The organism is Vibrio sp. SCSIO 43132 (assembly GCF_019904195.1).
Classification (GTDB): domain Bacteria; phylum Pseudomonadota; class Gammaproteobacteria; order Enterobacterales; family Vibrionaceae; genus Vibrio; species Vibrio nigripulchritudo.
In genome coordinates, this window is sequence record NZ_CP063199.1 from 1,072,383 (window position 1) to 1,097,748 (window position 25,366).

A 25,366-nucleotide genomic window follows, 5' to 3' on the forward strand; every position below is an offset into this window, starting at 1 on the left:
TGTATGTCCAATTACTTGACAGACTTGAGTGAGCTAGATCGACGACTATTATCTTTTTTAGAAAAAGATGAAATTAATGCTGAAGAAATTGCTGAAGCCGTCGATAAAAGAGAACTGTTGTTGCAAAGTGTTTTGCACGAGTTTGAAAAATCGCCTGACCTCGTTGATAAAGAAGAGTGGCAACGAGCAGTGGAGAGGACACAGAAAATTGTGTTACTGATGCAGGCGAATACAAATAAGATTGCTGAACACTTGAAAAAAGTCCGACACGGAAGCAAGTCTGTTCAGCTTTATAAGAAGTTTTTATAAGAGAGGATTACCATGCGAGGTTCTTTACAGGCTTACAAAAAGGTTTCAGTAGACAGTCAATTGTCTGCGGCCTCTCCGCACAAGATCATCCAGATGTTGATGGCTGGTGCGATAGAGCGACTGATCCAAGGTAAGGCTGCAATGCAGCAGGGAAATATCGCCATTAAAGGCGAACGTTTGGGTAAGGCGCTAGATATCATCATCGCACTGCGTTCTTGTTTATCCATGGACGACGGTGGTGACATCGCAAAGAACCTGGATCAGCTATACGAATTCATGATTTCTCAAATCACGATGGCAAACCAAAGTAACGAACCCAAGCCGATTGATGATGTGATTGATATCATCCGTGAGATTAAATCAGCATGGGATCAGATACCCGCAGAGTTTCATAATCTGACCTCCGCAGAAATCGGTCAATGAGTATACCCAAATAACCTCAAGATGCTTGGTTCAGCGAGAATTAACTGGCTCTTCAGACAAGACACCGATTTGAAGATCTAGTGGGTCTAAATCAAGAATCGGTAACGCAGTATGAAAGCCAGTTAAACTCGCCCTTGGGAGCCCATATTCTGTCCCACTTCATCGTCAAAGAACTTGGAAAGGACACGTCATTCCGCTGCATTCTTTTCCTTGAATTGAAACAGAATATGAGGCTCTGAATCCTACATCTTGAGGTCATTTGGGTATAGATACTTAGGATGTTTTAGAACAAAACTCACATCCGCAAAGTGCTTGGTTGCCTTATTTTTTTTATCGCATAGAATAGAGTCATTATTAGAGCCTACCTCTTTTAATGGCTTTATTTGTTTTTGCTGCTTTCTTAGCCCGATAAAAATTGCACACTTAATTCGCAAATGAAACAAAGTTGCAGGGTCTAGGTATGTACGATAATGATTAAATTCTAAAGGCAAACTCTTATTTCTATGCAAGGCTTGGCACAATTGTTGGTTATTGAAGATGACCAGCAGGTTAAACACAATTTAAGCATTATTCTTGAATTCATCGGTGAGCACTGCAACGTTGTCAGCTCAGATGAATTAGACAGCGTTGATTGGAACGCAACTTGGGCCGGATGTATATTAGGCTCTGTAAGCCAAAAGTCTCAGGTCGCGCCTCTTACCAAGCTACTTCAACAATCGAATCAAATCCCACTTCTTTCATTGAGCACGAACCAAATCTCCGTAGAGGAATTTCCTCATTACGTTGGTGAGCTGGAACAACCGCTCAATTACCCTCAACTCAGCGATGCACTTCGACACTGCCAGGAATTTCTTGGTCGCAAAGGCGGACCACTGCCTTCCGCGAGTCGTAAGAACACATTATTCCGCAGTCTGGTGGGGCAGAGCCAAGGAATACGTGATGTTCGCCACCTAATTGAACAGGTGTCTGCGACTGAGGCGAATGTACTTATTCTGGGTGAATCCGGGACAGGTAAAGAGGTGGTTGCTCGAAACATTCATTACCATTCTCCAAGACGCAACGGTCCTTTTGTACCGATTAACTGTGGTGCAATTCCTCCCGAGTTGCTTGAGAGTGAGCTTTTTGGTCATGAAAAAGGTGCCTTTACAGGTGCCATCACAGCCCGTAAAGGTCGGTTCGAATTGTCAGAAGGTGGAACGCTTTTTCTCGATGAGATTGGCGACATGCCAATGTCGATGCAGGTGAAGCTGTTACGTGTACTTCAGGAGCGCTGCTTTGAGCGAGTGGGCGGCAACAGCACCATCAAAGCAGACGTTCGCGTTGTTGCGGCTACCCACCGAAATCTGGAGCAGATGATTGAGGAAGAGAAGTTTCGCGAAGATCTATTCTATCGACTGAACGTATTCCCAATCGACATGCCAGCTCTTAAAGAGCGTAAAGAAGATATTCCACTGCTTTTAAAAGAGCTGCTGACACGAATGGAAGCGGAAGGTGGCATGCCAATCTGCTTTACTCCGCGTGCCATCAACTCACTGATGGAGCATGACTGGCCAGGTAACGTGCGTGAGCTAGCGAATCTGGTTGAACGTATGGTCATTCTTTTCCCGAACAGTCTGGTTGATGTCAACCACTTACCGACCAAGTATCGTTACAGCGACATTCCTGAATTCCAGCCAGAAAATGTCTCTTCAAGCAAATCGATTGAAGAACAGGAACGCGACGTGCTTTCCGACATTTTCTCTGAAGATTTCAATTTTGGAGATGGCTCTCTGGAGATGGAAGAAAACGCCAACAGCCCACAGGAGCTTCCTCCAGAAGGCGTGAACCTGAAAGAGTTGTTAGCAGACGTTGAGGTGAACATGATCAGCCAGGCGCTGGAAGCGCAAGGCGGGGTTGTGGCCCGTGCAGCGGATATGCTTGGTATGCGACGTACTACGCTCGTTGAGAAAATGAGAAAGTACAACCTCAACCGATAAGCGTCTTAGTCAATCAATTGACACAGTCTTATGTGATTAACTTTTTGATTTTAAATGAATAATAGCCTGGCATGCATAATGCATAACAGGCTATTGTTGTTTTTAGTCGGAATCCTGTCATGACACCATCAGAATTACAAGAAAGTGCCCCAACGCTAGGAAGCCTGGAAGATCAGGTTGCGCGTTATAAGCAGGTATTGGACGTAATGCCCGCTGGCGTTATCTTGCTTGATACGCAAGGTAATGTTTGCGAAGCCAATCCTGAAGCGCAAAAGCTGTTGGAAGTGCCTCTTGTTGGTCAGAAATGGTTCGAAGTGATTCAGGCGGCGTTTGCACCTCGTGAAGATGATGGTCATGAAATCTCTCTTAGAAACGGTCGCAAAGTGCGTCTTGCCATCTCAGCATCACAGACTGGTCAATTAATTCTGATTACCGACTTAACCGAAACCCGATTGCTGCAAGCACGTGTCAGTGACTTGCAGCGTCTGTCTTCGCTTGGTCGTATGGTTGCCTCTCTTGCCCATCAGGTCAGAACGCCACTATCAAGCGCGATGTTGTACGCTTCTAACTTGGGTGCGCCTAACCTACCGGCCCCAACTCGTGAGCGATTCCAGACGAAACTCGTCGACAGGTTGCACGATCTGGAAAAGCAGGTGAACGACATGCTGCTATTCGCTAAAGGCGGTGATAACAAAGTCGTGAAGCCATTTACGCCTGAAGATTTGCGTAACGAATTCCAGCCGATGGTTGAAACCGCGATCAAAACCAACGCTATCGACTACCATCTGGAAATGGAAAACCCAGACGCGACTTTGATGGGGAATGCCAACGCCGTTGCATCGGCACTGAGTAATCTGGTGATTAACGCCATTCAAATCTCAGGTAAGGGCTCACAAATTGATGTGTATTTCCGCGTCGTTAACAACGAATTGAAAATCTCGGTTCAGGACAGCGGTCCCGGTGTTCCGGCTGAATTACAACAAAAGATTATGGAACCTTTCTTCACGACTCGTTCACAAGGAACGGGTCTTGGTCTTGCGGTAGTACAAATGGTCTGTCGTGCCCATGAAGGAAGGTTAGAACTGATTTCAGAGCCGGGAGACGGTGCTTGTTTCACTGTCTGTCTGCCCCTTGCAACAACAAACTCTGGAGAAGAATAATGGCTCAAAGCAAAGTACTGATTGTAGAAGATGATGAAGGTCTACGCGAAGCCCTAGTGGATACGCTTGCTTTAGCAGGTTACGAGTGGGTAGAAGCCGATTGCGCTGAGCAGGCGTTGATCATACTGAAATCGGAAGAAGTCGATATCGTCATCTCCGATGTACAGATGGCAGGCATGGGCGGATTGGCGCTGCTTCGTAATATCAAACAGCACTGGCCAAATCTTCCTGTTCTTCTTATGACGGCTTACGCCAATATTGAAGACGCGGTTGCTGCCATGAAAGAAGGCGCGATCGATTACATGGCTAAGCCTTTCGCCCCAGAAGTTCTGTTGAACATGGTAAGCCGCTATGCACCTGTCAAAAGCGATGATGAAGGTGACGCGGTTGTCGCGGATGAAAAAAGCCTCAAGCTGCTCGCACTTGCCGACAAAGTGGCAAAAACCGACGCCAATGTCATGGTGTTGGGTCCAAGTGGTTCAGGTAAAGAAGTGATGTCTCGTTACATCCACAATGCCTCTCAACGTAGCGATGGTCCTTTTGTCGCCATCAACTGTGCCGCCATTCCAGACAACATGCTCGAAGCAACCCTATTCGGTTATGAAAAAGGGGCATTTACCGGCGCAGTACAGGCGTGCCCGGGTAAATTTGAACAGGCACAGGGTGGTACTATCCTACTTGATGAAATCAGTGAGATGGATCTGAACCTTCAAGCCAAGTTACTTCGTGTGCTACAGGAGCGCGAAGTGGAGCGCCTCGGTAGCCGTAAGAGCATTAAATTAGACGTTCGCGTTCTGGCAACCAGTAACCGTGACCTCAAACAATACGTTGCCGAAGGTAACTTCCGTGAAGACCTATACTACCGACTGAATGTGTTCCCAATCGCATGGCCACCTCTGCACCAGCGTCAGGGCGACATTGAGCCTCTTGCCAAACATTTGGCGGAGCGTCATTGCAAGAAATTAGGTATGCCTGTTCCCGATGTATCCCCTTCAGCACTGAGCAAGCTTGTTTCTTATCCTTGGCCAGGTAACGTTCGTGAGCTGGATAACGTGATTCAGCGTGCGCTTATCTTAAGTGAACAAGGCGATATCGATGCTGAGCACATTTTGCTGGAAGGCGTGGACTGGGAAGACGCAAATAGTCTTCAGGCGGTAGTAGAAACTGGTGAAGTTGCCACTCCAACTGTTAAGCCAATTGCTGAACCTGATAACGTGATCACGAAATCCATGGGAGCGACTGCGGATGGTCTAGGTTCTGAGCTGCGAGAGCAAGAATACGCTATTATTTTGGATACTTTGGCAGAATGTAATGGGCGACGGAAAGAGATGGCTGAAAAGTTAGGCATCAGTCCCCGTACATTGCGATACAAGCTTGCCAAAATGCGCGATGCAGGTATTGAAATCCCTAACTGATAAACGTCATACTTGCGTTTTCGACTAGTGGCATACTAATTGCAGCGTCAAGGATAAGACAGAAGTATTAAGTCAGAATATTGACGACAGAGGTGAACAATGAAAATCAGTGGAATGAATCAGGAAATGCAAGCAATGATGCTTGAAGCAGCAAACTCCACTCAACCTGCAACAGGATCGCAGGTGTCCGCTGATTTCGGCGCTCTGTTAGATAACGCCATCAATAACGTCAATGCGCTGCAAAAGCAGTCAGGCAATTTAGCCACCCGTTTTGACCAAGGCGATCCAAACGTTTCTCTATCTGACGTAATGATTGCAAGAAACAAATCAAGTGTGGCATTCGACGCGACCATTCAAGTAAGAAATAAACTGGTAGAAGCTTATAAAGAGCTGATGAACATGCCGGTATAAAGCAGGTAGTGACAAGTGGCTGAAGATAAATCGACAGATCTCGCAGTATCCGATGGTGGCGCAGTTGCCGTAGGAAGTGACCTGGATAACGAGAGTCAAAACCTAGACTTAGATGAGCAAAGCTCCTCGAAGTTTGATATGTCAATGGGTGATCTTGACCTGTTGCGTCAGGTGGTTTTGGTTGTCGCGATTTCGATATGTGTAGCATTGATTGTAATGGTGTTCTTTTGGGTACGAGAGCCGGAGCTTCGCCCACTAGGTTCTTATGAAACCGAAGAGCTGATTCCAGTTCTTGATTATCTCGATCAACAGAAAATTGACTATAAGCTAGATGGCAACACCATTCGTGTGCCTGTCAGTGAATACAGCAACATCAAACTGAATATGACCCGCGCTGGACTGAATCAACCCGATCCAGCAGGTGACGACATTCTTCTTCAGGACATGGGCTTCGGCGTTTCTCAGCGCTTGGAGCAGGAGCGCCTGAAATTAAGCCGTGAAAGACAGCTAGGCAAAGCCATTGAGCAAATGCGTCAGGTGCGTAAAGCTCAGGTTTTATTGGCATTGCCAAAACAAAGCGTGTTTGTTCGCCATAATCAGGAAGCTTCTGCCACCGTATTTTTGACGCTGGCAACAGGCAACTCGCTCAAACAAGAAGAAGTTGATTCGATTGTCGATATGGTATCGAGCGCCGTACCGGGCATGAAACCTACCCGTGTAACCGTTACTGACCAGCACGGAAGATTACTCAGCTCTGGCTCACAAGACCCTATGGCGACAGCGCGTCGTAAAGAACATGAGTTGGAGAGAAAACAAGAGCAGGCATTGCGTGAAAAAATTGACTCAGTTCTTATCCCGATTTTAGGTATCGGCAATTACACCTCTCAGGTAGACATTGAACTGGATTTCAGCGCGGTAGAGCAGACTCGTAAACGTTTTGACCCAAATACTCCAGCCACCCGAAGTGAATACACCCTAGAAGACTACAACAACGGTAATGTGGTCGCAGGTGTACCGGGTGCGCTGTCTAACCAGCCTCCTGCCGATGCGTCTATTCCACAAGATGTGAAGCAGATGAAAGATGGCTCCCTGATGGGGCAAGGCTCAGTACACAAAGAAGCGACACGTAACTTTGAGCTGGACACCACCATTAGCCATGAACGTCGTCAGACTGGTGTGATTAATCGTCAGACTGTTTCCGTTGCCATTCGCCATAAGCCTATTGTTAACGCTGAAACAGGTGATGTGACCTATCAACCTCTTGCTCAGGCAGAAATTGATGCCATCAGAAGTGTCTTGGTGGGTGCGGTTGGTTTCAATGAAGTGCGTGGCGACTTGCTGAACGTTCTCAGTGTTAAATTTGCAGAGCCTGAAGCCGAAGTTGCCTTGGATGTGCCAATCTGGGAGCACCCGAACTTCAACGACTGGATTCGCTGGCTGGCAAGTGCTCTGGTTATCATCGCAATCATTCTGATTTTGGTTCGTCCGGCGATGAAGAAACTTATCAACCCTCATTCGGAAGAAGACGAGGATTCAGAATTTGGTGCCGATGGACTTCCACTATCGGCGGATGGCGATACCAGTTTGATTGGTAGCGACATCGATGCAGGCGACTCGTTTGAGTTTGGATCCGGTATTGATTTACCTAACCTGCATAAAGACGAAGATGTGTTAAAAGCTGTGCGTGCACTGGTAGCAAACGAACCAGAACTGGCAGCACAAGTAGTGAAGAATTGGGTGGCAGATGGCTAACGACGTTGCAACAACAGAAGACGGTGGCGAGAAAGGTTCAGAGATCGATATTGGCTCGATTCCGGGTGAGGAAAGAGCAGCAATATTGCTATTGAGCTTAAGTGAATCTGATGCTGCTGGCATTATCCGACATCTGGAACCTAAGCAGGTACAGCGTGTTGGTAGTGCAATGGCGCGAGCGGCAGATCTGAACTCAGACAAGGTCAGTGTTGTTCACAGAGCATTTCTCGAAGACATTCAGAAATACACCAACATTGGTATGGGCAGCGAAGACTTCATGCGTAATGCTCTTGTTGCCGCTCTGGGTGAAGACAAAGCCAACAACCTGGTGGATCAGATTCTTCTGGGTACCGGTTCGAAAGGTCTGGATTCACTGAAGTGGATGGATCCTCGTCAGGTTGCGAGCATCATCATTAACGAGCACCCACAGATTCAAACCATTGTATTGTCTTACTTAGAAGCAGATCAGTCGGCTGAAATTCTGACTCAGTTTGCAGAACGTGACCGATTGGATTTGGTGATGCGTATTGCCAACCTTGAAGAAGTTCAGCCATCTGCATTGGCAGAGCTGAACGAAATCATGGAGAAACAGTTCGCAGGTCAGGCTGGTGCCCAAGCTGCGAAGATTGGTGGTACTAAGGCTGCCGCCGAAATCATGAACTTCATGGATAACAGCATGGAAGGCATCCTGATGGATCAAATCCGCGAACAGGACGAAGACATGGCAACTCAGATTCAGGATCTGATGTTCGTGTTCGAAAACCTGATGGAAGTGGACGACTCTGGTATCCAGAAATTGCTGCGCGATATCCCTCAAGATGTGCTTCAACGTGCACTAAAAGGTGCCGACGATGGTTTGCGCGAGAAAGTATTCAAGAACATGTCAAAACGTGCCGCAGAGATGATGCGCGACGATATGGAAGCCATGGCTCCAGTCAAAGTTTCCGATGTGGAAGCCGCTCAGAAAGAAATTCTGGCGATTGCCCGCCGACTTGCCGACAACGGCGAGATCATGTTGGGTGGTGGCGCAGACGAATTCCTATAACCTCAGGCGCTCCTACAGTGAGCGCTGCTTGATCATTTCAAATAGGTAGTGTGATGTCATTAGAACGTAAACGCGGATTTTTAAGACCCGAAGAAGATGACATGATCCAGGATGCTGAAACCTGGGGGCTGCCGGACTACACCGGGGATGCCGCCGCCAATGCTAAAGAAACGGCGCTGAATTATGACCCATCCTGGATGCCTAACTTCGAAACCCCAGAAGCCGAAGAGCCCGTTGAGCTGACCGAAGAACAGATCGAAGCAATCAAACAATCCGCCTATCAGGAAGGTTTAGCCCAGGGGCAAGAAGCTGGCTATCAGGAAGGGTTCGAAAAAGGAAAAGAAGAAGGGTTTACTGCTGGTCACCAGGAAGGGACGGAACAGGGTAAGCAGGAAGGTGTTGAAGCCGGTCAGTCCTATATTCAAGAGCAAGTGAACCACTTTATGACACTTGCTAGTCAATTCGCCCAGCCTCTGGAACTGATGAACGCTCAGGTAGAAAAACAGCTGGTGGACATGGTTCTCACTATGGTGAAAGAGGTCGTTCACGTTGAAGTGCAGACTAACCCGCAGGTGATTTTGGATACAGTGCGTCAGAGCGTTGAAGCTCTGCCGATCGCGGGTCACGCCATTACCATTAAACTGAATCCTGAAGACTTAACCATTGTGCAGGCGTCATACGGAGAAGAGGAACTTCAGAATCGTAGCTGGACGCTTTCTAGCGAGCCGTCTCTTAACAGGGGTGATGTTCATATCGAAGCGGGTGAATCCAGCGTAAGCTTCAAAATGGAAGAGCGAATTCGTTCTGTTATCCAGTCGTTTTGTGGCGTCAATCGTCATCAGGAGCAACTCTGATGCTGGCGCTTGAAGAAAGACTTTCCAACTACAAAATTCAGGGTTTAACAACCAAAGCCATTGCTTCTGGCAAGTTGGTGAGAGTAGTTGGTTTAACGCTTGAAGCTACAGGATGTAAAGCGCCAATAGGTAGCCTCTGTAAAGTCGAAACACTTAGTGGTGAAATGGAAGCTGAAGTGGTCGGGTTTTCTGGCGACAATCTTTATCTTATGCCCAGTGAGCAGATTACGGGTGTACTGCCGGGAGCAAAAGTAACACCAATCACCAGTGACAGCGGTCTTCCGGTCGGTATGGAACTGCTTGGTCGAGTGATAGATGGTGTTGGTAATCCGCTCGATGGGCTTGGCGACATCTACACAGAAAAGAAAGCGTCATTTACTGGTCAGCCGATTAACCCATTGGCGAGAAAGCCGATTTCTGAGCCTCTGGATGTGGGGCTAAAAGCCGTTAACGGACTGCTAACGGTAGGTAAAGGTCAGCGTATCGGGCTTTTTGCCGGTTCAGGTGTAGGTAAATCGGTCACCCTAGGCATGATGACCCGAGGAACCACGGCGCAGGTTGTCGTGGTTGGACTTATCGGTGAGCGTGGACGAGAAGTTAAAGAATTCATTGAAGAGATATTGGGTAAAGAAGGTCGGCAACGTTCGGTAGTGGTCGCAGCACCTGCGGATTCTTCCCCTTTGATGCGTTTAAAGGGCTGCCAGACTGCCTTGACCATCGCAGAATATTTCCGCGATCAAGGGCTGGACGTACTGCTTCTGATGGATTCGTTGACGCGCTTTGCTCAGGCACAGCGTGAGATTGCATTATCGGTCGGTGAGCCACCAGCAACCAAAGGTTACCCACCTTCGGTATTTGCCAAGTTACCAGCGTTGGTTGAACGTGCAGGTAACGGCGATGAAAATCAGGGTTCGATTACCGCATTCTTTACCGTATTGACCGAAGGGGATGATCTTCAAGATCCGATCGCAGATGCTTCGCGAGCCATTTTGGATGGTCACATCGTACTTTCCCGTGAGCTTGCGGACGCAGGTCATTATCCCGCAATAGATGTGGAAAAATCGGTTAGTCGTGTTATGCCTCAAATCACCACTGATGAACATATGATGATGGCAAAAGCCGTTCGTCAGGTGCTGTCTGTATGCCGTAAGAATCAGGATTTGGTGTCCATCGGGGCTTATAAACCAGGAACCGATCCGGCAATCGATACCGCATTTACGCTCAAACCTAAACTGGACGAGTATTCCCAACAAGGTATGGGTGAAGCGGTACCATACGATATGTGCGTGAACATGCTGCGTAACATATTGCAACCGTCATAGTCAGAGGAACTTAGGTGGAAAACGCGCTGGAATTTTTGCTCGATCAAGCGAAAGAAAAAGAGTCACAGGCAGTGCTGGCTCTGAACAAAGCGCGTGCGGAGCTCGATGACTATTACAAGCAGGTAGAACAGATTGAAAAGTACCGTCTGGACTACTGCAATCAGTTAGTTGAGAGAGGAAAAGGTGGGTTAACGGCTAGCCAATATGGTCACCTTAACCGCTTTTTAACTCAGTTAGATGAAACCTTAGCGAAACAAAAAGCCGCAGAAGAGCACTTTGTTACTCAAGTAACCAATTGCGAAGAGCATTGGCTGGATCAGCGCAAGAATCGCCGTTCTTATGAATGGATGATTGAGAAAAAAGCCAACAACAAACGTATCCAGCAAGAAAAAATCGAGCAAAGACAAATGGATGAATTTTCTACTTTGCAGTTCGCTCGTAACAAACGTTCGTTTTAGTCCGATATATATTCAAATTGGCTCACTTCTTGCAAACTTTCTGAAATATAGAGACTGAATTGAATCGCGTGAAGTCGTCTGTTAATCGTTATGCGATTGGTCACAAAGGTGTGATCAATGCTTTGAGAGTGTGTTTATGAGCCAAAATCCTCTGTCAGTGAACGAATCAGGAAGCAAGTCCTTCTTATTCGGAAAGTCTACTCAATCTGCTGATTCTAAAGAAGAAAGTGAATCAGGTGGTTTTCTGAGTGCGCTAAAGTCTGTGTTTTCGTCTGAATCGGAATCAACCGAGAGCGTTAAAAAAGCAGCGGCGGAAGAGGTTGAAGAAGGCAGTAAGTCAGCTAGCGTAAAAGGTGAAGGCGAAGCTGAGGCAGAAATAGGTGACACGGCAAAAGTTGTCGCTGGAACGGCAGGAGCAACAGAAGGAGAAGAATCTGTTGACCAACTGCTGTCGGCTGAGGAAGAGGCTGTAAGCGAAAGCACCGGCACAAAAAACGCGAAGAAACAGAACGTTGACCAGGCAATGACAGAGGGAAATCAACTGCTTGGAAGACTGGATGAAGCCAATAAAACACTCCAGACAAAATCCGCTGAGGTTAAACCAAATCAAGGTCCATCACTAGATAACGAAGGCAATCCATTGCCACAGGCTGCAGCAGGCGCCGTCGTTGCGAGCCAATTATCGAAAGGCGAGGTCAGTGAGCAGGCTATTTCTGAAGCCAAAGCTAAGTATTTACAATCATCTACTAATGAAATGACGCCTGCTCAGGGGGTGTCCGCTGGGGCGACTTCGGCTCTGATTACAGAATCCGATATTCCTAGCGATGGAGAAGCCGTTGCGTCCGATGATTCTGGTAATCAGGCTGCAATACTTGCCGGAGGTGCAATCGCAGCTTCTCAATCGGTTAATGCAAGCCAAACCCCAATACCTTCAGAGATTGATACCAGTAAGATGAATGCTCAAGAATTGGCGGAAGTTGAAGCTGCCTTGGCATCGGCAGGTGTCGTAGGGGCGGGCGCTGCGATGATAGCTGCTCAAGACGGCAGCTCTGACATCAAACATGCGACTCATGCACCCAAAGACGCTCAAATTGACTGGTCTCAGGGGAATTTACAGAACACAACCGTTGATCAAGAAACCCAGTTAGCCACAACGTTTAAAGATGGTAAGGCAATGCCTTTGAAAGGCACGGAAGCTGCCGCAGTCGGAGCGGGTGTATCCGCTACGCAAGCCGTTAATGGGACAGGATTTGAAGGTCAGCCGCTCACGGCAGCAGAACAGGCTGATGTGCAATTCGCCGAGCCTATGTGGGCTACCTCATCCTCCGAAATGGGTAAAGCAGAGCTTCAGGCAGTGAAAGGAACGTCTGAAGCGGCGACTAGCGCGAAAATGGCATCCAGTGCGGCTCTAACCGCACATCTGACAAATCCCACAACCGCTCCATTACCTGCCGATAAAATGGCGGCTGCCGCCGCAACTCAGGTAATGCCTCAGGAATTAACAGCAGCCGCAATGAACCAGCAGGTTGCTGCCCAAACCATGACTGCCGGAGCGGCAACACAGGCAAGTAACGCTGCCGCTGCGTCTGCTGCCAGCAGTGCAGCGATATTCGGAGCGACAAAACTGTCAAAAGGGAATGAGCAACCGGGTGGTGAAAAATCAGATTTCTCCCAGCAACTGGCTGGTGTCGCTGCAACACAAGGTCTAACTGGAGCCCAGGCTAAGGCAGATGCTCAGGCTGCAGCATCCGTGCAGCAATCACCACTTCAGTTGTCGCGTGATGGCAGTGCTGCCGGTGATCAACTGGCAGAGCGTGTGCAGATGATGATGTCCAAAAACCTGAAAAACGTGGACATTCGATTAGATCCGCCTGAATTAGGTCGAATGCAAATTCGCATGACCATGAACAACGACATTGCTTCCGTACAATTTACCGTCGCTAACCAACAAACCCGAGATATCGTTGAACAAGCAATGCCCAGATTGAGAGAAATGTTGTCTCAACAAGGTTTACAGCTTGCAGATACGTCCGTTCAGCAGCAAAATGCAGGACAACAGCAACAAAGTCAGTATGTTGCGGGACAAGGTTCCGGTAAGGGGAATGGCGACGGCGGCTTAAGTGGCGAATCGGGCTCAGAGGGTGACGAATCGCTCGAAGTTAACGTTGATGTGAAACCAAACCGTGATGGAATCAGTTTTTACGCTTAACATTATAACTTAACCACTTAACTAAACTGAGACGTTTATGGCTGAAGAAAATCAAGAAGCAGAAGCACCCAAAGGTAAAAGTAAACTCCTGATCATTATCATCGCAGTTGTGGTGTTATTAGCCGGCGGTGGTGGTGCAGCGTTCTTCCTGATGGGTTCTTCTCCAGAAGAGGAATCAGCGGTTGTTGAAGAAGAGGTGGTTATCACCAATGAGCCTGCTTCATACGTTAACATTCCTCAACCCTTTGTTTTCAACGTAGCGGGAGACAAAAGGGACAGGCTGGTTCAGATAAAAGTTCAAATCATGGTTCGCGGTGGTGACAATGAGGGAATGGCGAAACACCATACTCCTCTGATTGAAAGCACCTTGCTGGCCACGTTTGGTGTTGCCACGTCTGAGCAGCTGCGTACGCCAACTGGACGAGTCCAGTTACGTGAACAGGCCACCGATGACATCAAAGCGGCTTTAACTCAGTTGGTAGGTCAGCCAGTGATTGAAAAAGTGCTGTTTACCGACTTCGTAATGCAATAGGTACCTTGTGACAGACTTATTAAGCCAAGATGAGATAGACGCGTTACTGCATGGCGTAGACGATGTAGATGACGGGGATGATGATGATTTAGACGCTGGTGGGGCGGGAGCCGAAAATACCAGCGACTATGACTTCTCATCTCAGGACAGGATTGTTCGTGGTCGAATGCCGACCCTGGAGCTTATTAACGAGCGCTTTGCCCGGCATTTGCGAATAAGTCTGTTCAATATGCTGCGAAAAACCGCAGAGGTGTCTATCAACGGTGTACAGATGGTGAAATTTGGCGAATACCAAAACACTCTGTACGTACCAACCAGTTTAAACATGGTGCGCTTCAGACCCTTAAAAGGTACGGCGCTGATTACCATGGAAGCTCGGCTGGTTTTCATCTTGGTGGAAAACTTTTTCGGGGGAGACGGTCGATTCCACGCCCGAATTGAGGGTCGTGAATTTACCCCAACCGAACGCCGAATTATCCAGTTGTTGCTTAAAATCGTGTTCGCTGACTATCAGGAAGCGTGGTCGCCTGTGATGGGTGTGGAATTCGAGTATCTGGATTCTGAAGTAAACCCAAGCATGGCAAACATCGTAAGCCCGACGGAAGTGATCGTGGTGAGCAGCTTCCATATTGAAGTTGATGGCGGCGGTGGTGACTTCCACGTGGTAATGCCTTACTCCATGGTCGAACCCATTCGTGAGCTTCTCGATGCCGGTGTTCAGTCCGACAAGATGGAAACCGACGTTCGTTGGAGTTCGGCGCTGAAAGAAGAAATCATGGATGTACCAGTCAACTTCCGAGTGAATTTACTGGAGAAGGACATTTCGCTACGAGATCTGATGGAACTGAGACCCGGTGACGTCATACCTATCGAAATGCCAGAAAATGCCACCATGTTCGTTGAAGAACTGCCAACCTACCGAGTTAAAATGGGACGCTCTGGCGATAAACTGGCGGTGCAGGTCTCTGAAAAAATCAAACGACCTGATGTGGTTAAATCCGATTTGGTATTCCTTGGTAACGACATGGAATCTGAACTTGATAGCGATGACGAAATTGAATTGCTGTCGCAAGAAACAAATGAATAGGTGATTGAGTATGGATCCAAATGAAGACCAGAAACTGGCAGACGAATGGGCAGCCGCGTTAGGTGAAGACCCGTTAGCCGCTGGCGGTGGTGACGATATTGAGGCGGCTCCTCTTGAAGAACTGTCTGATGAACCATCACCTATTTCCGAAGATGAGCGTCGTAAACTCGACACCATCATGGACATCCCTGTTACCATCTCGATGGAAGTCGGGCGTTCACAAATCAGCATTCGTAACCTGTTGCAACTCAACCAGGGGTCGGTTGTGGAACTGGACCGGGTTGCTGGTGAATCGTTAGATGTACTGGTAAATGGTACTTTGATCGCACACGGTGAAGTGGTCGTGGTGAACGATAAGTTCGGTATTCGATTGACCGACGTAATCAGCCAGACAGAACGAATTAAGAAACTAAGGTAACCATGAAAAAGTCTGTTGGCTGGCTAGTTATGCCTTTTCCTGCGTTTGCTTCCAGTGCCAGTCAGCTGGATATGGCGGCCACATTCGGTTCTCTGCTGTTTGTTATAGCCATCATCTTTATCTTAGCCTGGGCACTCAAACGAATGCGTTTACCCAGTATGATGGGGCAGGACGGGCTTAAGGTGGTTCGTCAGTTACCTGTTGGCACCAAAGAGCGTCTTGTGATTGTTCAGGCAGGGGAAGAGCAATTCCTTGTTGGAATCACTCAGCATTCGATTAACCTGGTGTCCAAGCTCGAAAAACCGATAGAGGATGCCGAGCCAGTACCTGCGCAATTTGCCCAGCAACTGAGTCAGTTATTGAAAAAAGATGAAAAGAAATAATTTTGTCGCTGCCCTATTGGCAGCGTTTCTGTTTTTATGTCAATCAAGCAGTCTTTGGGCGCAGGAAGAACTTGCGACGACCGTCCCTGCTAATTCAGTAGGGGCTGAAAGTATCGCGGTTTCCGAAAGTCAGAGTGGTACGTCGTCATCTAGCGCTTTCATTGCTGGCGGCGCTCCGGGAAGTGGTATTCCTGCCATCACTGTCACGACTAATCCTGATGGGTCGGAAGACTATTCCATCAACCTGCAGATTCTGGCATTAATGACCTTGCTGGGCTTTTTGCCTGCGATGGTTATTTTGATGACGTCTTTTACGCGAATCGTCGTGGTTATGTCGATATTGCGTCAGGCACTAGGTCTTCAGCAAACTCCATCGAATCAGGTCATTATTGGTATCGCCATTTTCCTGACCTTTTTCATCATGTCGCCTGTTATCGATAGAGTGAATCAAGAAGCCATTCAGCCATACATTAATGAGCAAGTGACGGCGCGTGATGCCTTTACGCTGGCTCAGGCTCCAATGAAAGACTTCATGTTGCAGCAAACTCGGGTGAATGATCTGGAAACATTTGTGAATATCGCAGGTGCGCAGGTAGACAGACCGGAAGATGTTCCGATGAGTATCCTGATTCCAGCATTCATTACTTCAGAGCTGAAAACCGCTTTCCAGATTGGTTTCATGCTCTTTTTGCCGTTTTTGGTCATCGACCTGGTTGTGGCATCGGTTCTGATGGCAATGGGTATGATGATGCTGTCACCTATGATTGTTTCGTTGCCATTTAAACTGATGTTATTCGTGCTGGTGGACGGTTGGAACCTGATATTGTCCACGCTCGCGGGCAGCTTTGCGATATAGGGGAGAAGAGCCATGACTCCTGAAATGTTCGTTGACCTGTTCAGAGAATCACTTTGGATTGTCTTGGTCATGGTGTGCGCCGCGATTATCCCCAGCCTGATAGTTGGTTTGATTGTAGCGATTTTCCAGGCGGCGACATCGATCAACGAACAAACCCTAAGTTTCCTGCCAAGACTGGTCGTGACATTGCTGGCGCTGATGTTGTTTGGGCATTGGATGACGCGCATGTTGATGGAGTTCTTCTTCGATCTGATTGAGCGTATGCCGATGATCCTGCACTGAGGTCGTTATGGAATTTTCCGCCGACATCATTCTTGACTGGATGGGAAACTACTTCTGGCCCTATAGCCGAATTTCAGCCATGCTGATGGTTATGACAGTGACGGGCGCTCGGTTTGTTTCTACCCGAATTCGATTGTACCTTGGGTTAGCCATCACTTTTGCGGTTATGCCAGCTATTCCTGCCGTGCCAGAAGAGCTGGAACTTATGTCCTTTCAAGGCTTCCTGACTACTTTTGAGCAACTGGTGATTGGGGTAGCCATGGGTATGGTTACTCAGTTTATGCTTCAGACTTTTGTTGTTCTGGGTCAGATCTTGGGTATGCAGGCAAGTTTGGGCTTTGCATCCATGGTTGACCCAGCCAATGGTCAGAACACGCCCTTGCTGGGTCAGCTATTCATGTTTCTGGCGACCATGTTTTTCTTGTCGACAGACGGACACTTACAAATGATCCAATTGGTTGTGATGAGCTTTACGACATTACCGATTGGTGAAGGAGCGCTCAACACGGTGGATTACCGTGAGTTAGCCTTGTGGTTTGGTGCCATGTTTAAGATGGCATTGAGCATGTCGCTGTCGGGCATTATTGCCTTGTTAACGATTAATTTGTCGTTTGGTGTCATGACCAGAGCGGCGCCTCAGCTGAATATTTTTTCCTTGGGTTTTGCCTTTGCTTTGTTGGTGGGGCTGCTGATTTGCTGGTACATCATCGCTGGCATTTATACCCACTATGACCTTTACTGGATTGAAGGCAGAGACCAGATATGTCGCCTTGTTCGAATCAATTGTTAGGAGGCTGATTTGGCAGAATCAGACGGTCAGGAACGGACAGAAGATGCCACGCCCAGGCGGCTAAAACAGGCAAGAGAGAAGGGACAGGTCGCCCGCTCAAAGGAACTCGCTTCCGTGTCTGTTTTAGTTGTAGGGTCAGTGGCGTTAATGTGGTTTGGTGAATCCCTTGCAAGAGGGTTATTCACGATTATGTCGCGTCTGTTTACCTTGAGCCGCGAGGAAATTTACGATTTCGGAAAACTGCTGGAAATCATTTCCGGCGCTTTCGTGTATCTGCTCCTTCCGCTTCTTCTGATTTTGATTACTTTGTTTGTCGCAGCACTCGCTGGAGCTGCTGGTGTCGGAGGAATCAGCTTTTCTGTTGAAGCAGCTATGCCTAAAGCGTCAAAGATGAACCCGCTCAGCGGCCTGAAGCGTATGGTAGGTATGCAGAGCTGGGTCGAGTTGATTAAGTCGATACTTAAAGTAGTATTGGTTGCGGGAGTGGCGTTTTACCTAATTCAGGCATCTCGCACCGACTTGTTCCAGCTTAGCTTAGATTTGTACCCAGCCAATATCTTTCACGCACTCGATATTCTTCTTAACTTTATTTTGCTGATCAGTTGCTCATTGTTGGTTGTCGTTGCCATCGATATTCCTTTTCAGATCTGGCAGCACGCCAATCAACTGAAGATGACTAAACAGGAAGTGAAAGACGAATTCAAAGAGACTGAAGGTAAGCCAGAAGTAAAAGGTCGCATCCGGATGCTTCAAAGAGAAATGGCACAGCGTCGCATGATGGCAGATGTTCCACAGGCGGATGTGATCATTACCAACCCGGAGCATTTCTCTGTCGCGCTGCGTTATAACCAGAAGACCGACAAGGCACCGGTAGTGGTAGCCAAAGGTACTGATCATATCGCGCTTAAGATTCGTGAAATCGCTCGTGAACACGACATCTATGTTGTACCTGCTCCGCCTCTTGCCCGAGCTTTGTATCATTCTACTGAGCTGGAGCAACAAATTCCTGACGGTCTGTTTACGGCAGTCGCACAGGTTCTGGCGTATGTTTTCCAGCTTAAACAGTACCGTAAGCGAGGGGGAGAGCGCCCCACACTTCAAGAGAAGAATATGCCCATTCCTCCTGACCTAAGATATTGATTTTCTGTAGACAAATTTTTGACTATTCAGATGGACTGGAATTTGCATAATAGCCTTCACTTTGCGTTTTTGTATTTAAATCTTCTACTTAACTTCTATGAAATTGAACCTGCCGTTTGCAGAGAAGCTGCCTAAACTGCCAAATCGCGCCATGCCAGCGATTGGGGCTCCGGTACTCGTCCTTGCTACCCTTGCAATGGTCGTGTTACCTATGCCTCCATTTCTGCTCGACTTGATGTTCACCTTTAACATTGCGTTGGCTATGGTTGTGCTTCTGGTTACCGTTTACACACGTCGCCCGCTGGATTTCGCGGCTTTTCCAACTGTACTGCTAATCGCAACTTTGATGAGGCTTGCATTGAACGTAGCGTCCACGCGTGTGGTTCTTCTCTACGGTCATGAAGGTTCGGGTGCGGCTGGTAACGTTATCGAAGCGTTTGGTAATGTGGTTATCGGGGGCAACTACGCCGTGGGTTTGGTTGTTTTCCTCATCTTGATGATCATTAACTTTATGGTCGTCACCAAAGGTGCAGGGCGTATTTCGGAAGTCAGTGCTCGATTTACTCTTGATGCCTTACCCGGCAAGCAAATGGCGATTGATGCCGACTTGAACGCAGGGCTTATCGACCAGGAACAGGCACGGACAAGACGTTCCGAGGTGACCAAAGAAGCGGATTTCTACGGTTCAATGGATGGTGCTTCTAAATTCGTAAAAGGGGATGCTATCGCAGGTATTTTGATCCTCTTCATCAACATCGTGGGTGGTCTGTCGATTGGTATGATCCAATACGATGTGGCATTTGGCGACGCGGTTCAAATCTATACACTGCTGACCATTGGTGATGGTCTGGTTGCTCAAATCCCGTCACTTTTGCTTTCCATCGGCGCTGCCATCATGGTAACTCGCCAAAATACCGACGAAGACATGGGACAACAGATGGTGTTCCAGATGTTCGACAATCCCAAAGCTCTGATGATTACCGCGGGTATTCTTGGGGTTATGGGTATTGTGCCGGGAATGCCTCATTTCGCTTTTCTACTGCTGGCGGCTATCGCAGGTGGTGGAGCTTACTACATTCGTAAGAAGCAGAAAGAAGAAGCCGAGAAGCCTAAAACACCAGCTAAAACAGAATCTGAGCCCGTTTCTCAGAAAGAACTTTCGTGGGATGACGTACAGCCTGTTGATGTGATTGGCCTGGAAGTTGGCTATCGACTCATTCCACTGGTGGACAGAGACCAAGGCGGGGAGTTATTAGAACGCGTGAAAGGTGTGCGTAAGAAGCTTTCCCAAGACTTCGGCTTCCTGATTCCAGCAGTGCACATACGAGATAATCTGGAACTGCCACCCAACAGCTACCGAATCACTCTGATGGGGGTTGCGGTCGGTGAGGCTGAGATCCGTGCCGACCAGGAACTGGCCATTAATCCGGGTCAAGTCTATGGTGTGGTCGAAGGGGAAGCTACGATAGACCCTGCCTTTGGCCTGGAAGCGGTATGGGTGAAAGACGATCAGAAAGAAACGGCCCAAGCGCTGGGTTATACCGTAGTGGACTCTTCCACCGTTCTGGCTACTCATCTAAGCCAGTTGCTGACGAATAACGCGTCTCAGCTGATTGGTCATGAAGAAGTTCAGAACCTGCTGGAAATGCTTGGACGAAATGCACCGAAACTGGTTGAGAATTTTGTGCCGGATCAGCTTCAGCTTGGTGTCGTTGTAAAAGTGCTGCAAAACCTACTAAACGAAGCCATTCCAATCAGAGATATTCGAACAATTGTTCAGACTTTGTCCGAGTATTCATCAAAGAGTCAAGAACCCGACATACTTACAGCGGCAGTTCGCATTTCACTGAAACGCTTAATTGTACAGGAAATCAATGGTATAGAGCCTGAGTTACCTGTCATTACTTTGATTCCTGAGCTGGAACAAATATTGCATCAGACTATGCAGGCGTCAGGTGGAGAGTCTGCTGGAATTGAGCCAGGGTTAGCAGAAAGGTTGCAATCCTCACTCAGCCAGGCCACACATGACCAAGAACTTAAGGGTGAGCCTGCTGTACTGCTGACTTCGGGTGTACTAAGAACCACACTAGCGAAATTCGTTAAGAACACTATCCCGAATTTAAGAGTGCTCTCTTATCAGGAAATACCTGATGAAAAGCAAATCCGAATTGTTCAGGCTGTCGGTAATTAACCGCTGACGGAAATCAACCAAAGTTAGACTTGGAAAGCGATTTTGAAAATTAAACGATTTTTTGCCAAAGATATGCGTGGCGCATTGTTACAAGTGAAAGAAGAGCTTGGATCCGATGCGGTCATCATGTCTAACAAGCGAGTCACAGGCGGTGTCGAGATTGTGGCGGCTGTCGATGGTGACGGCGCGGCAAAAAATGGATCGAGAGATTCAGGCCTAGCTCGCCAAACCGATGAATACTCGCAAATGTCGCCTAAGCGTGAACTGAAGGAAGATCGAGTTAGTCTTGGTGGGAACGGTGCAGGTGCAAGCGGGTCGATGACACGCCGTTTCGCCAATATGCTTAAGCAATATAGTCAGGAAGCGGAACCAGAAAAGAATACTGAAGCCGATTCCCTTGAGGCACTTCTAAAGCGCCAGTCTGCTGGAAACGATCAAGACCCATACGATCGTCGACGCCCAACGTCAGGAAGTGGTCGCTCTCTGGCTGAAGAATCCGGTCTTTCTCGTCTTCTGAAAGACGACCAGTCTCAGGACCGCCGAGCTCCTAAGCTTGACCCAACCCGATACGATAAGGGCGAGCGCGACAACCGAGACAAAGCCAATACTGAAGAATTGGAAAGTATGCGCGAAGAGATGACGTCAATCCGTCGTCTACTGGAGCACCAAGTATCCGGCTTGATGTGGCAGGAAGTGGAAAGAAGAGAGCCACTTCGTGCAATGCTCATCAAACGTCTTGAAAGAATGGGGGTTTCTCAGGAGCTGGCTGATCAGATGGCTTGTTACATCCCAGAGGACACGCCTCCTGTTCACGCGTGGAAAGCACTGCTTGGGCTTATTTCCGACCAAATTACCATTCCAAGAGAAGACATTCTTAAACGCGGCGGTGTCGTTGCTCTACTCGGACCAACCGGAGTGGGTAAAACGACTACGGTCGCAAAACTGGCAGCGCGCGCTGCAATGGAGTACGGCGCCGACAACGTCGCACTCGTCACCACCGACACATATCGTATCGGTGCCCACGAACAATTATCGATTTATGGTCGAATTATGGGCTGTCCGGTAAGAGTTGCTAAAGATTCTGAGCAACTTGCCGAAGTCATATATCAGCTTAGAAATCGAAGACTTATCTTAATTGATACAGCAGGAATGGGGCAGCGTGATGTCCGGCTTTCCGAGCAGTTAGACACGCTCATGCAAGAAAGCGGTGAAGTCATCAACAGCTACCTTGTCCTGCCGACTACAGCACAGCGACAAGTGCTTCAGGAAACGATCGATCATTTTAAACGGATTCCTCTATCTGGTTGCATTTTAACCAAGCTAGATGAGTCTCTGAGCTTAGGAGAGGTTATCAGCGTGGTTATTCAAAATGCCATCCCTGTGGCTTATATCGCCAACGGACAAAGGGTGCCAGAGGATATTGTGATAGCCCAACCTAAGTACATGCTTGCAAAAGCAAACGAGTTGCTAGAGAAGTCAGCGGAAGATGAACCTCACTATTGGAATAGTGAATCGGAAGGACTTTAGGCGGCGGAATATTATGAATAAAGATATGATACAAGATCAAGCAAGCGGCCTCCGTCGCTTAACGCAACCAACTCTTACTAAAGTAATTTCTGTTACTGGCGGTAAAGGCGGCGTTGGTAAAACAAATGTCACACTTGGTTTAGCGCTTTCCATGGCACGTCAAGGCAAAAAAGTTGTAGTGTTAGACGCCGATCTCGGCTTGGCTAACGTTGACGTAATGCTGGGTATTAGACCAAAAAGAAACCTGGGACATGTGTTAGCTGGTGAATGTGAGCTAAAAGACGCTATGGTCGAAGGACCACATGGCGTTAAAATTATTCCAGCAACTTCTGGTACTCAGAGCATGACAGAGTTGTCACCAGCCCAACATGCTGGTTTAATTCGTGCTTTCGGGTCTCTTGAAGAAGATATAGACGTACTTCTGATAGATACCGCTGCGGGTATTTCGGATATGGTCGTAAGTTTTTCACGAGCAGCTCAAGATGTTTTAGTTGTTGTGTGTGATGAACCTACGTCAATCACGGATGCATATGCTTTAATTAAATTATTAAGTCGCGAACATCAGGTGCAGCGCTTTAAAATTGTTGCCAATATGGTAAGAAGTTACCGTGAAGGGCGAGAATTGTTTGCAAAGTTGACCTTGGTCACAGAGAGATTTCTGAATGTTAGTCTAGAGCTCGTCGCATGTATCCCGCTTGATGATAAAGTACGTCAATCGGTGAAGAAGCAGAAAATTGTTGTAGACGCTTTTCCGCGATCTCCAGCCGCTCTGGCCATCAGTTCGTTAGCAAACAAAGCATTAACCTGGCCAATTCCTAAAACTCCGAGTGGACATTTAGAGTTTTTTGTTGAACGCTTACTTAATAACAGAGAAGTAGCAGGAGAGCCTTTTGGTGACTAAGCCGCTGACATACGATCAATTTGGCAATCCAGGAAATCAATCCGCTTTTCTGGAGCGCTATTCCGATCTTGTAAAGCGAATTGCCCATCATTTAATCGGTCGGTTGCCTCCAAGTGTCTTGGTGGACGACCTGATTCAAGCCGGAATGATCGGGTTAATTGAAGCTCAGCAAAATTACGATGGCAGTAAGGGCGCAAGCTTTGAAACGTACGCTGGTATTCGGATTCGTGGAGCCATGTTGGATGAAATGCGACGCGGAGATTGGGTACCCAGATCGGTACATAAGAATAATCGAACCATCAGTCAGGCGATAAATGAGCTAGAATCACAATTGAACCGTGATCCAACTGATGCAGAAGTAGCCAAACACTTAAATATGTCGTTAGAACAGTACCATAATGCGCTAACTGATATAAACTGTTCTCGGCTGGTGGGTATTGAAGACCTGGGAGTGTCGGAAGATGCAATTTCTCCTCACGAAGTGTCCGAAGATAACCTACCATTCAAAGGGGTAGCAGACGAATCTTTTCGCCATGCCCTTGTTGAAGCTATTAAAACGCTTCCTGAACGGGAAGCCTTAGTTCTCTCGCTTTATTACGATGAAGAGCTAAATTTAAAAGAAATTGGGGAAGTATTGGATGTCAGCGAATCTCGCGTTAGCCAAATACATAGCCAATCTATGCAACGTTTACGAGCTAAACTTAGCGCGTGGACACTTAACGAGTAATAACACTGACTTCGACCTCAGTGGAGGCAATTTTGAATAAAAACATGAAGATCCTCATTGTTGACGACTTTTCAACAATGCGCCGTATTGTTAAAAACCTACTTCGTGACTTGGGTTTCAACAACACTCAGGAAGCTGATGATGGTCTTACCGCTCTACCAATGCTGAAAAAAGGTGAGTTCGACTTTGTCGTAACTGACTGGAACATGCCGGGTATGCAGGGGATTGACCTTCTGAAGAATATCCGTGCTGACGACGAGCTCAAACACCTTCCTGTTTTGATGATTACTGCTGAAGCGAAGCGTGAGCAAATCATCGAAGCGGCACAGGCAGGGGTGAATGGTTACATTGTTAAACCTTTCACAGCAGCAACGCTGAAAGAAAAACTAGATAAGATCTTCGAGCGTTTGTAAGCCACGATTACGCTTATAACAAACATACTTACAGAGGCGTTGAAAGGGCAAAAGTAGAATGATTTCTTTAGAGCAAGCGAAAGAGTTGGTGAGCTTGTTGGAAAACGACAAGCAACAAGAAGCTAATGATCTCGTACAATTCATTTCCAAGTCTATCGACAACCCAGTGATCCATGAAATTGGCACACTCACTCGTGAATTGCATGACTCTTTGACGCAATTCAAAGTCGATCAACGGATGAATGAAATCGCTACGGATGAAATCCCCGACGCGAGGGATCGTCTAGAGTATGTGATAGAAAAAACGGAAACCGCCGCAAACAAAACCATGGACGCGGTAGAACGTTCTCTTCCAATGGCTGACAACTTGCATGAACACTTAATGCAGGTTCGCCCTCAGTGGAACCGTCTAATGAATGGTCGTATTGAGCTGGACGAGTTTAAATCTCTTTGCCATCGAATCGATGAGCTGATGACCCAGGTTGAAGGGGACAGTTCTGAGTTGAGAAGCCAGTTAACGGAAATTCTCATGGCTCAGGACTTTCAGGACCTCACTGGTCAAATCATCAGACGTGTCATTACCTTAGTTCGTGAGGTAGAAGACCGACTTGTCGAGATTTTGACGGCCTTTGGTGTTGAGCAACAAACAGACAAGCAGGAAGAGAACAAAGCGAAGAAAGGTGCCGAAGCAGAAGGCCCTATTATCAACGCTCATGAGCGTGAGGACGCTGTCTCTTCACAAGACGATGTTGATGACTTGCTGTCGAGTCTTGGCTTCTAGGGGT

Annotated in this window: 26 protein-coding genes; all 26 read left to right on the forward strand. The window is 47.6% G+C overall.

The features are described from left to right. Nucleotides 1–3: 3 nt before the first annotated feature. The 26 genes from INR79_RS04870 to INR79_RS04995 all read left to right on the forward strand — a co-directional run bounded on the left by INR79_RS04870 (nt 4) and on the right by INR79_RS04995 (nt 25,362). Nucleotides 4–309 carry a flagellar rod protein FlaI gene (locus tag INR79_RS04870; protein WP_004407830.1) on the forward strand — a complete coding sequence of 102 codons (306 nt, stop codon included), beginning with the start codon at nt 4–6 and terminating at the stop codon, nt 307–309. 12 nt (nt 310–321) lie between these two features. Then, nucleotides 322–732 carry a flagellar export chaperone FliS gene (fliS, locus tag INR79_RS04875; protein ID WP_004407832.1) on the forward strand — a complete coding sequence of 137 codons (411 nt, stop codon included), beginning with the start codon at nt 322–324 and terminating at the stop codon, nt 730–732. A 503-nt stretch (nt 733–1,235) separates the two neighbouring features. Beyond that, nucleotides 1,236–2,708 (forward strand): sigma-54 dependent transcriptional regulator, encoded by a 1,473-nt coding sequence (locus tag INR79_RS04880; RefSeq protein WP_223096221.1) that lies wholly within the window; start codon nt 1,236–1,238, stop codon nt 2,706–2,708. 119 nt (nt 2,709–2,827) lie between these two features. Continuing rightward, nucleotides 2,828–3,868 (forward strand): sensor histidine kinase, encoded by a 1,041-nt coding sequence (locus INR79_RS04885; RefSeq protein ID WP_004407839.1) that lies wholly within the window; start codon nt 2,828–2,830, stop codon nt 3,866–3,868. After that, nucleotides 3,868–5,283, forward strand: coding sequence for a sigma-54-dependent transcriptional regulator (locus INR79_RS04890; RefSeq protein WP_223096222.1), 1,416 nt, complete (start codon nt 3,868–3,870; stop codon nt 5,281–5,283). The genes INR79_RS04885 and INR79_RS04890 overlap by 1 nt, the downstream gene beginning before the upstream one ends. 99 nt (nt 5,284–5,382) lie before the next feature. After that, nucleotides 5,383–5,694, forward strand: coding sequence for a flagellar hook-basal body complex protein FliE (gene fliE / locus INR79_RS04895; RefSeq protein WP_004407843.1), 312 nt, complete (start codon nt 5,383–5,385; stop codon nt 5,692–5,694). Nucleotides 5,695–5,709: 15 nt separating this feature from the next. Continuing rightward, nucleotides 5,710–7,446, forward strand: coding sequence for a flagellar basal-body MS-ring/collar protein FliF (fliF, locus tag INR79_RS04900; protein ID WP_004407845.1), 1,737 nt, complete (start codon nt 5,710–5,712; stop codon nt 7,444–7,446). Then, nucleotides 7,439–8,491, forward strand: a complete 1,053-nt coding sequence (gene fliG, locus INR79_RS04905) for a flagellar motor switch protein FliG (protein WP_004407847.1) — start codon at nt 7,439–7,441, stop codon at nt 8,489–8,491. The genes fliF and fliG overlap by 8 nt, the downstream gene beginning before the upstream one ends. A gap of 53 nt (nt 8,492–8,544) precedes the next feature. After that, the gene (fliH, locus tag INR79_RS04910; RefSeq protein ID WP_022589710.1) at nt 8,545–9,345 is read left to right on the forward strand and encodes a flagellar assembly protein FliH; all 801 of its coding nucleotides are present in this window, start codon (nt 8,545–8,547) and stop codon (nt 9,343–9,345) included. After that, the gene (gene fliI, locus INR79_RS04915) at nt 9,345–10,667 is read left to right on the forward strand and encodes a flagellar protein export ATPase FliI (protein ID WP_004407850.1); all 1,323 of its coding nucleotides are present in this window, start codon (nt 9,345–9,347) and stop codon (nt 10,665–10,667) included. The genes fliH and fliI overlap by 1 nt, the downstream gene beginning before the upstream one ends. A 14-nt stretch (nt 10,668–10,681) precedes the next feature. Continuing rightward, nucleotides 10,682–11,125, forward strand: a complete 444-nt coding sequence (gene fliJ / locus INR79_RS04920; protein ID WP_223096223.1) for a flagellar export protein FliJ — start codon at nt 10,682–10,684, stop codon at nt 11,123–11,125. A 136-nt stretch (nt 11,126–11,261) separates the two neighbouring features. After that, nucleotides 11,262–13,334, forward strand: coding sequence for a flagellar hook-length control protein FliK (locus INR79_RS04925; RefSeq protein WP_223096224.1), 2,073 nt, complete (start codon nt 11,262–11,264; stop codon nt 13,332–13,334). 37 nt (nt 13,335–13,371) lie between these two features. After that, nucleotides 13,372–13,866: a flagellar basal body-associated protein FliL gene (fliL, locus tag INR79_RS04930; protein WP_223096225.1), complete on the forward strand. Its 495-nt coding sequence runs from the start codon at nt 13,372–13,374 to the stop codon at nt 13,864–13,866. A 7-nt stretch (nt 13,867–13,873) separates the two neighbouring features. Then, the gene (gene fliM, locus INR79_RS04935; protein WP_004407860.1) at nt 13,874–14,953 is read left to right on the forward strand and encodes a flagellar motor switch protein FliM; all 1,080 of its coding nucleotides are present in this window, start codon (nt 13,874–13,876) and stop codon (nt 14,951–14,953) included. A gap of 10 nt (nt 14,954–14,963) precedes the next feature. Next, nucleotides 14,964–15,371: a flagellar motor switch protein FliN gene (gene fliN / locus INR79_RS04940; protein ID WP_004407862.1), complete on the forward strand. Its 408-nt coding sequence runs from the start codon at nt 14,964–14,966 to the stop codon at nt 15,369–15,371. Between the two features lie 2 nt (nt 15,372–15,373). Then, entirely contained in the window at nt 15,374–15,754 is a 381-nt protein-coding gene (gene fliO, locus INR79_RS04945; RefSeq protein ID WP_004407864.1) for a flagellar biosynthetic protein FliO, read from the forward strand. After that, nucleotides 15,741–16,610, forward strand: a complete 870-nt coding sequence (gene fliP, locus INR79_RS04950) for a flagellar type III secretion system pore protein FliP (protein WP_022600429.1) — start codon at nt 15,741–15,743, stop codon at nt 16,608–16,610. Before fliO ends, fliP begins: the two co-directional genes overlap by 14 nt. Nucleotides 16,611–16,622: 12 nt before the next feature. After that, nucleotides 16,623–16,892, forward strand: a complete 270-nt coding sequence (fliQ, locus tag INR79_RS04955; RefSeq protein ID WP_004407866.1) for a flagellar biosynthesis protein FliQ — start codon at nt 16,623–16,625, stop codon at nt 16,890–16,892. A 7-nt stretch (nt 16,893–16,899) separates the two neighbouring features. Beyond that, a complete protein-coding gene (fliR, locus tag INR79_RS04960; protein ID WP_004407867.1) occupies nt 16,900–17,682 on the forward strand; it encodes a flagellar biosynthetic protein FliR in 783 nt (260 codons plus the stop codon). A 9-nt stretch (nt 17,683–17,691) separates the two neighbouring features. Continuing rightward, nucleotides 17,692–18,822, forward strand: coding sequence for a flagellar biosynthesis protein FlhB (gene flhB / locus INR79_RS04965; protein ID WP_223096226.1), 1,131 nt, complete (start codon nt 17,692–17,694; stop codon nt 18,820–18,822). A gap of 97 nt (nt 18,823–18,919) precedes the next feature. Then, nucleotides 18,920–21,013, forward strand: coding sequence for a flagellar biosynthesis protein FlhA (gene flhA / locus INR79_RS04970; RefSeq protein WP_004407869.1), 2,094 nt, complete (start codon nt 18,920–18,922; stop codon nt 21,011–21,013). 42 nt (nt 21,014–21,055) lie between these two features. Continuing rightward, entirely contained in the window at nt 21,056–22,540 is a 1,485-nt protein-coding gene (gene flhF, locus INR79_RS04975) for a flagellar biosynthesis protein FlhF (RefSeq protein WP_223096227.1), read from the forward strand. A gap of 13 nt (nt 22,541–22,553) precedes the next feature. After that, complete coding sequence (locus INR79_RS04980; RefSeq protein WP_004407871.1) at nt 22,554–23,441, forward strand: MinD/ParA family protein; 888 nt, start codon at nt 22,554–22,556, stop codon at nt 23,439–23,441. Continuing rightward, on the forward strand, nt 23,434–24,168 hold the full coding sequence (locus INR79_RS04985) for an RNA polymerase sigma factor FliA (protein ID WP_004407885.1): 735 nt from the start codon (nt 23,434–23,436) through the stop codon (nt 24,166–24,168). The genes INR79_RS04980 and INR79_RS04985 overlap by 8 nt, the downstream gene beginning before the upstream one ends. A gap of 44 nt (nt 24,169–24,212) precedes the next feature. Continuing rightward, the gene (gene cheY, locus INR79_RS04990; protein WP_000697871.1) at nt 24,213–24,581 is read left to right on the forward strand and encodes a chemotaxis response regulator CheY; all 369 of its coding nucleotides are present in this window, start codon (nt 24,213–24,215) and stop codon (nt 24,579–24,581) included. Nucleotides 24,582–24,639: 58 nt separating this feature from the next. Continuing rightward, entirely contained in the window at nt 24,640–25,362 is a 723-nt protein-coding gene (locus INR79_RS04995; RefSeq protein WP_004407889.1) for a protein phosphatase CheZ, read from the forward strand. Nucleotides 25,363–25,366 lie beyond the last annotated feature (4 nt).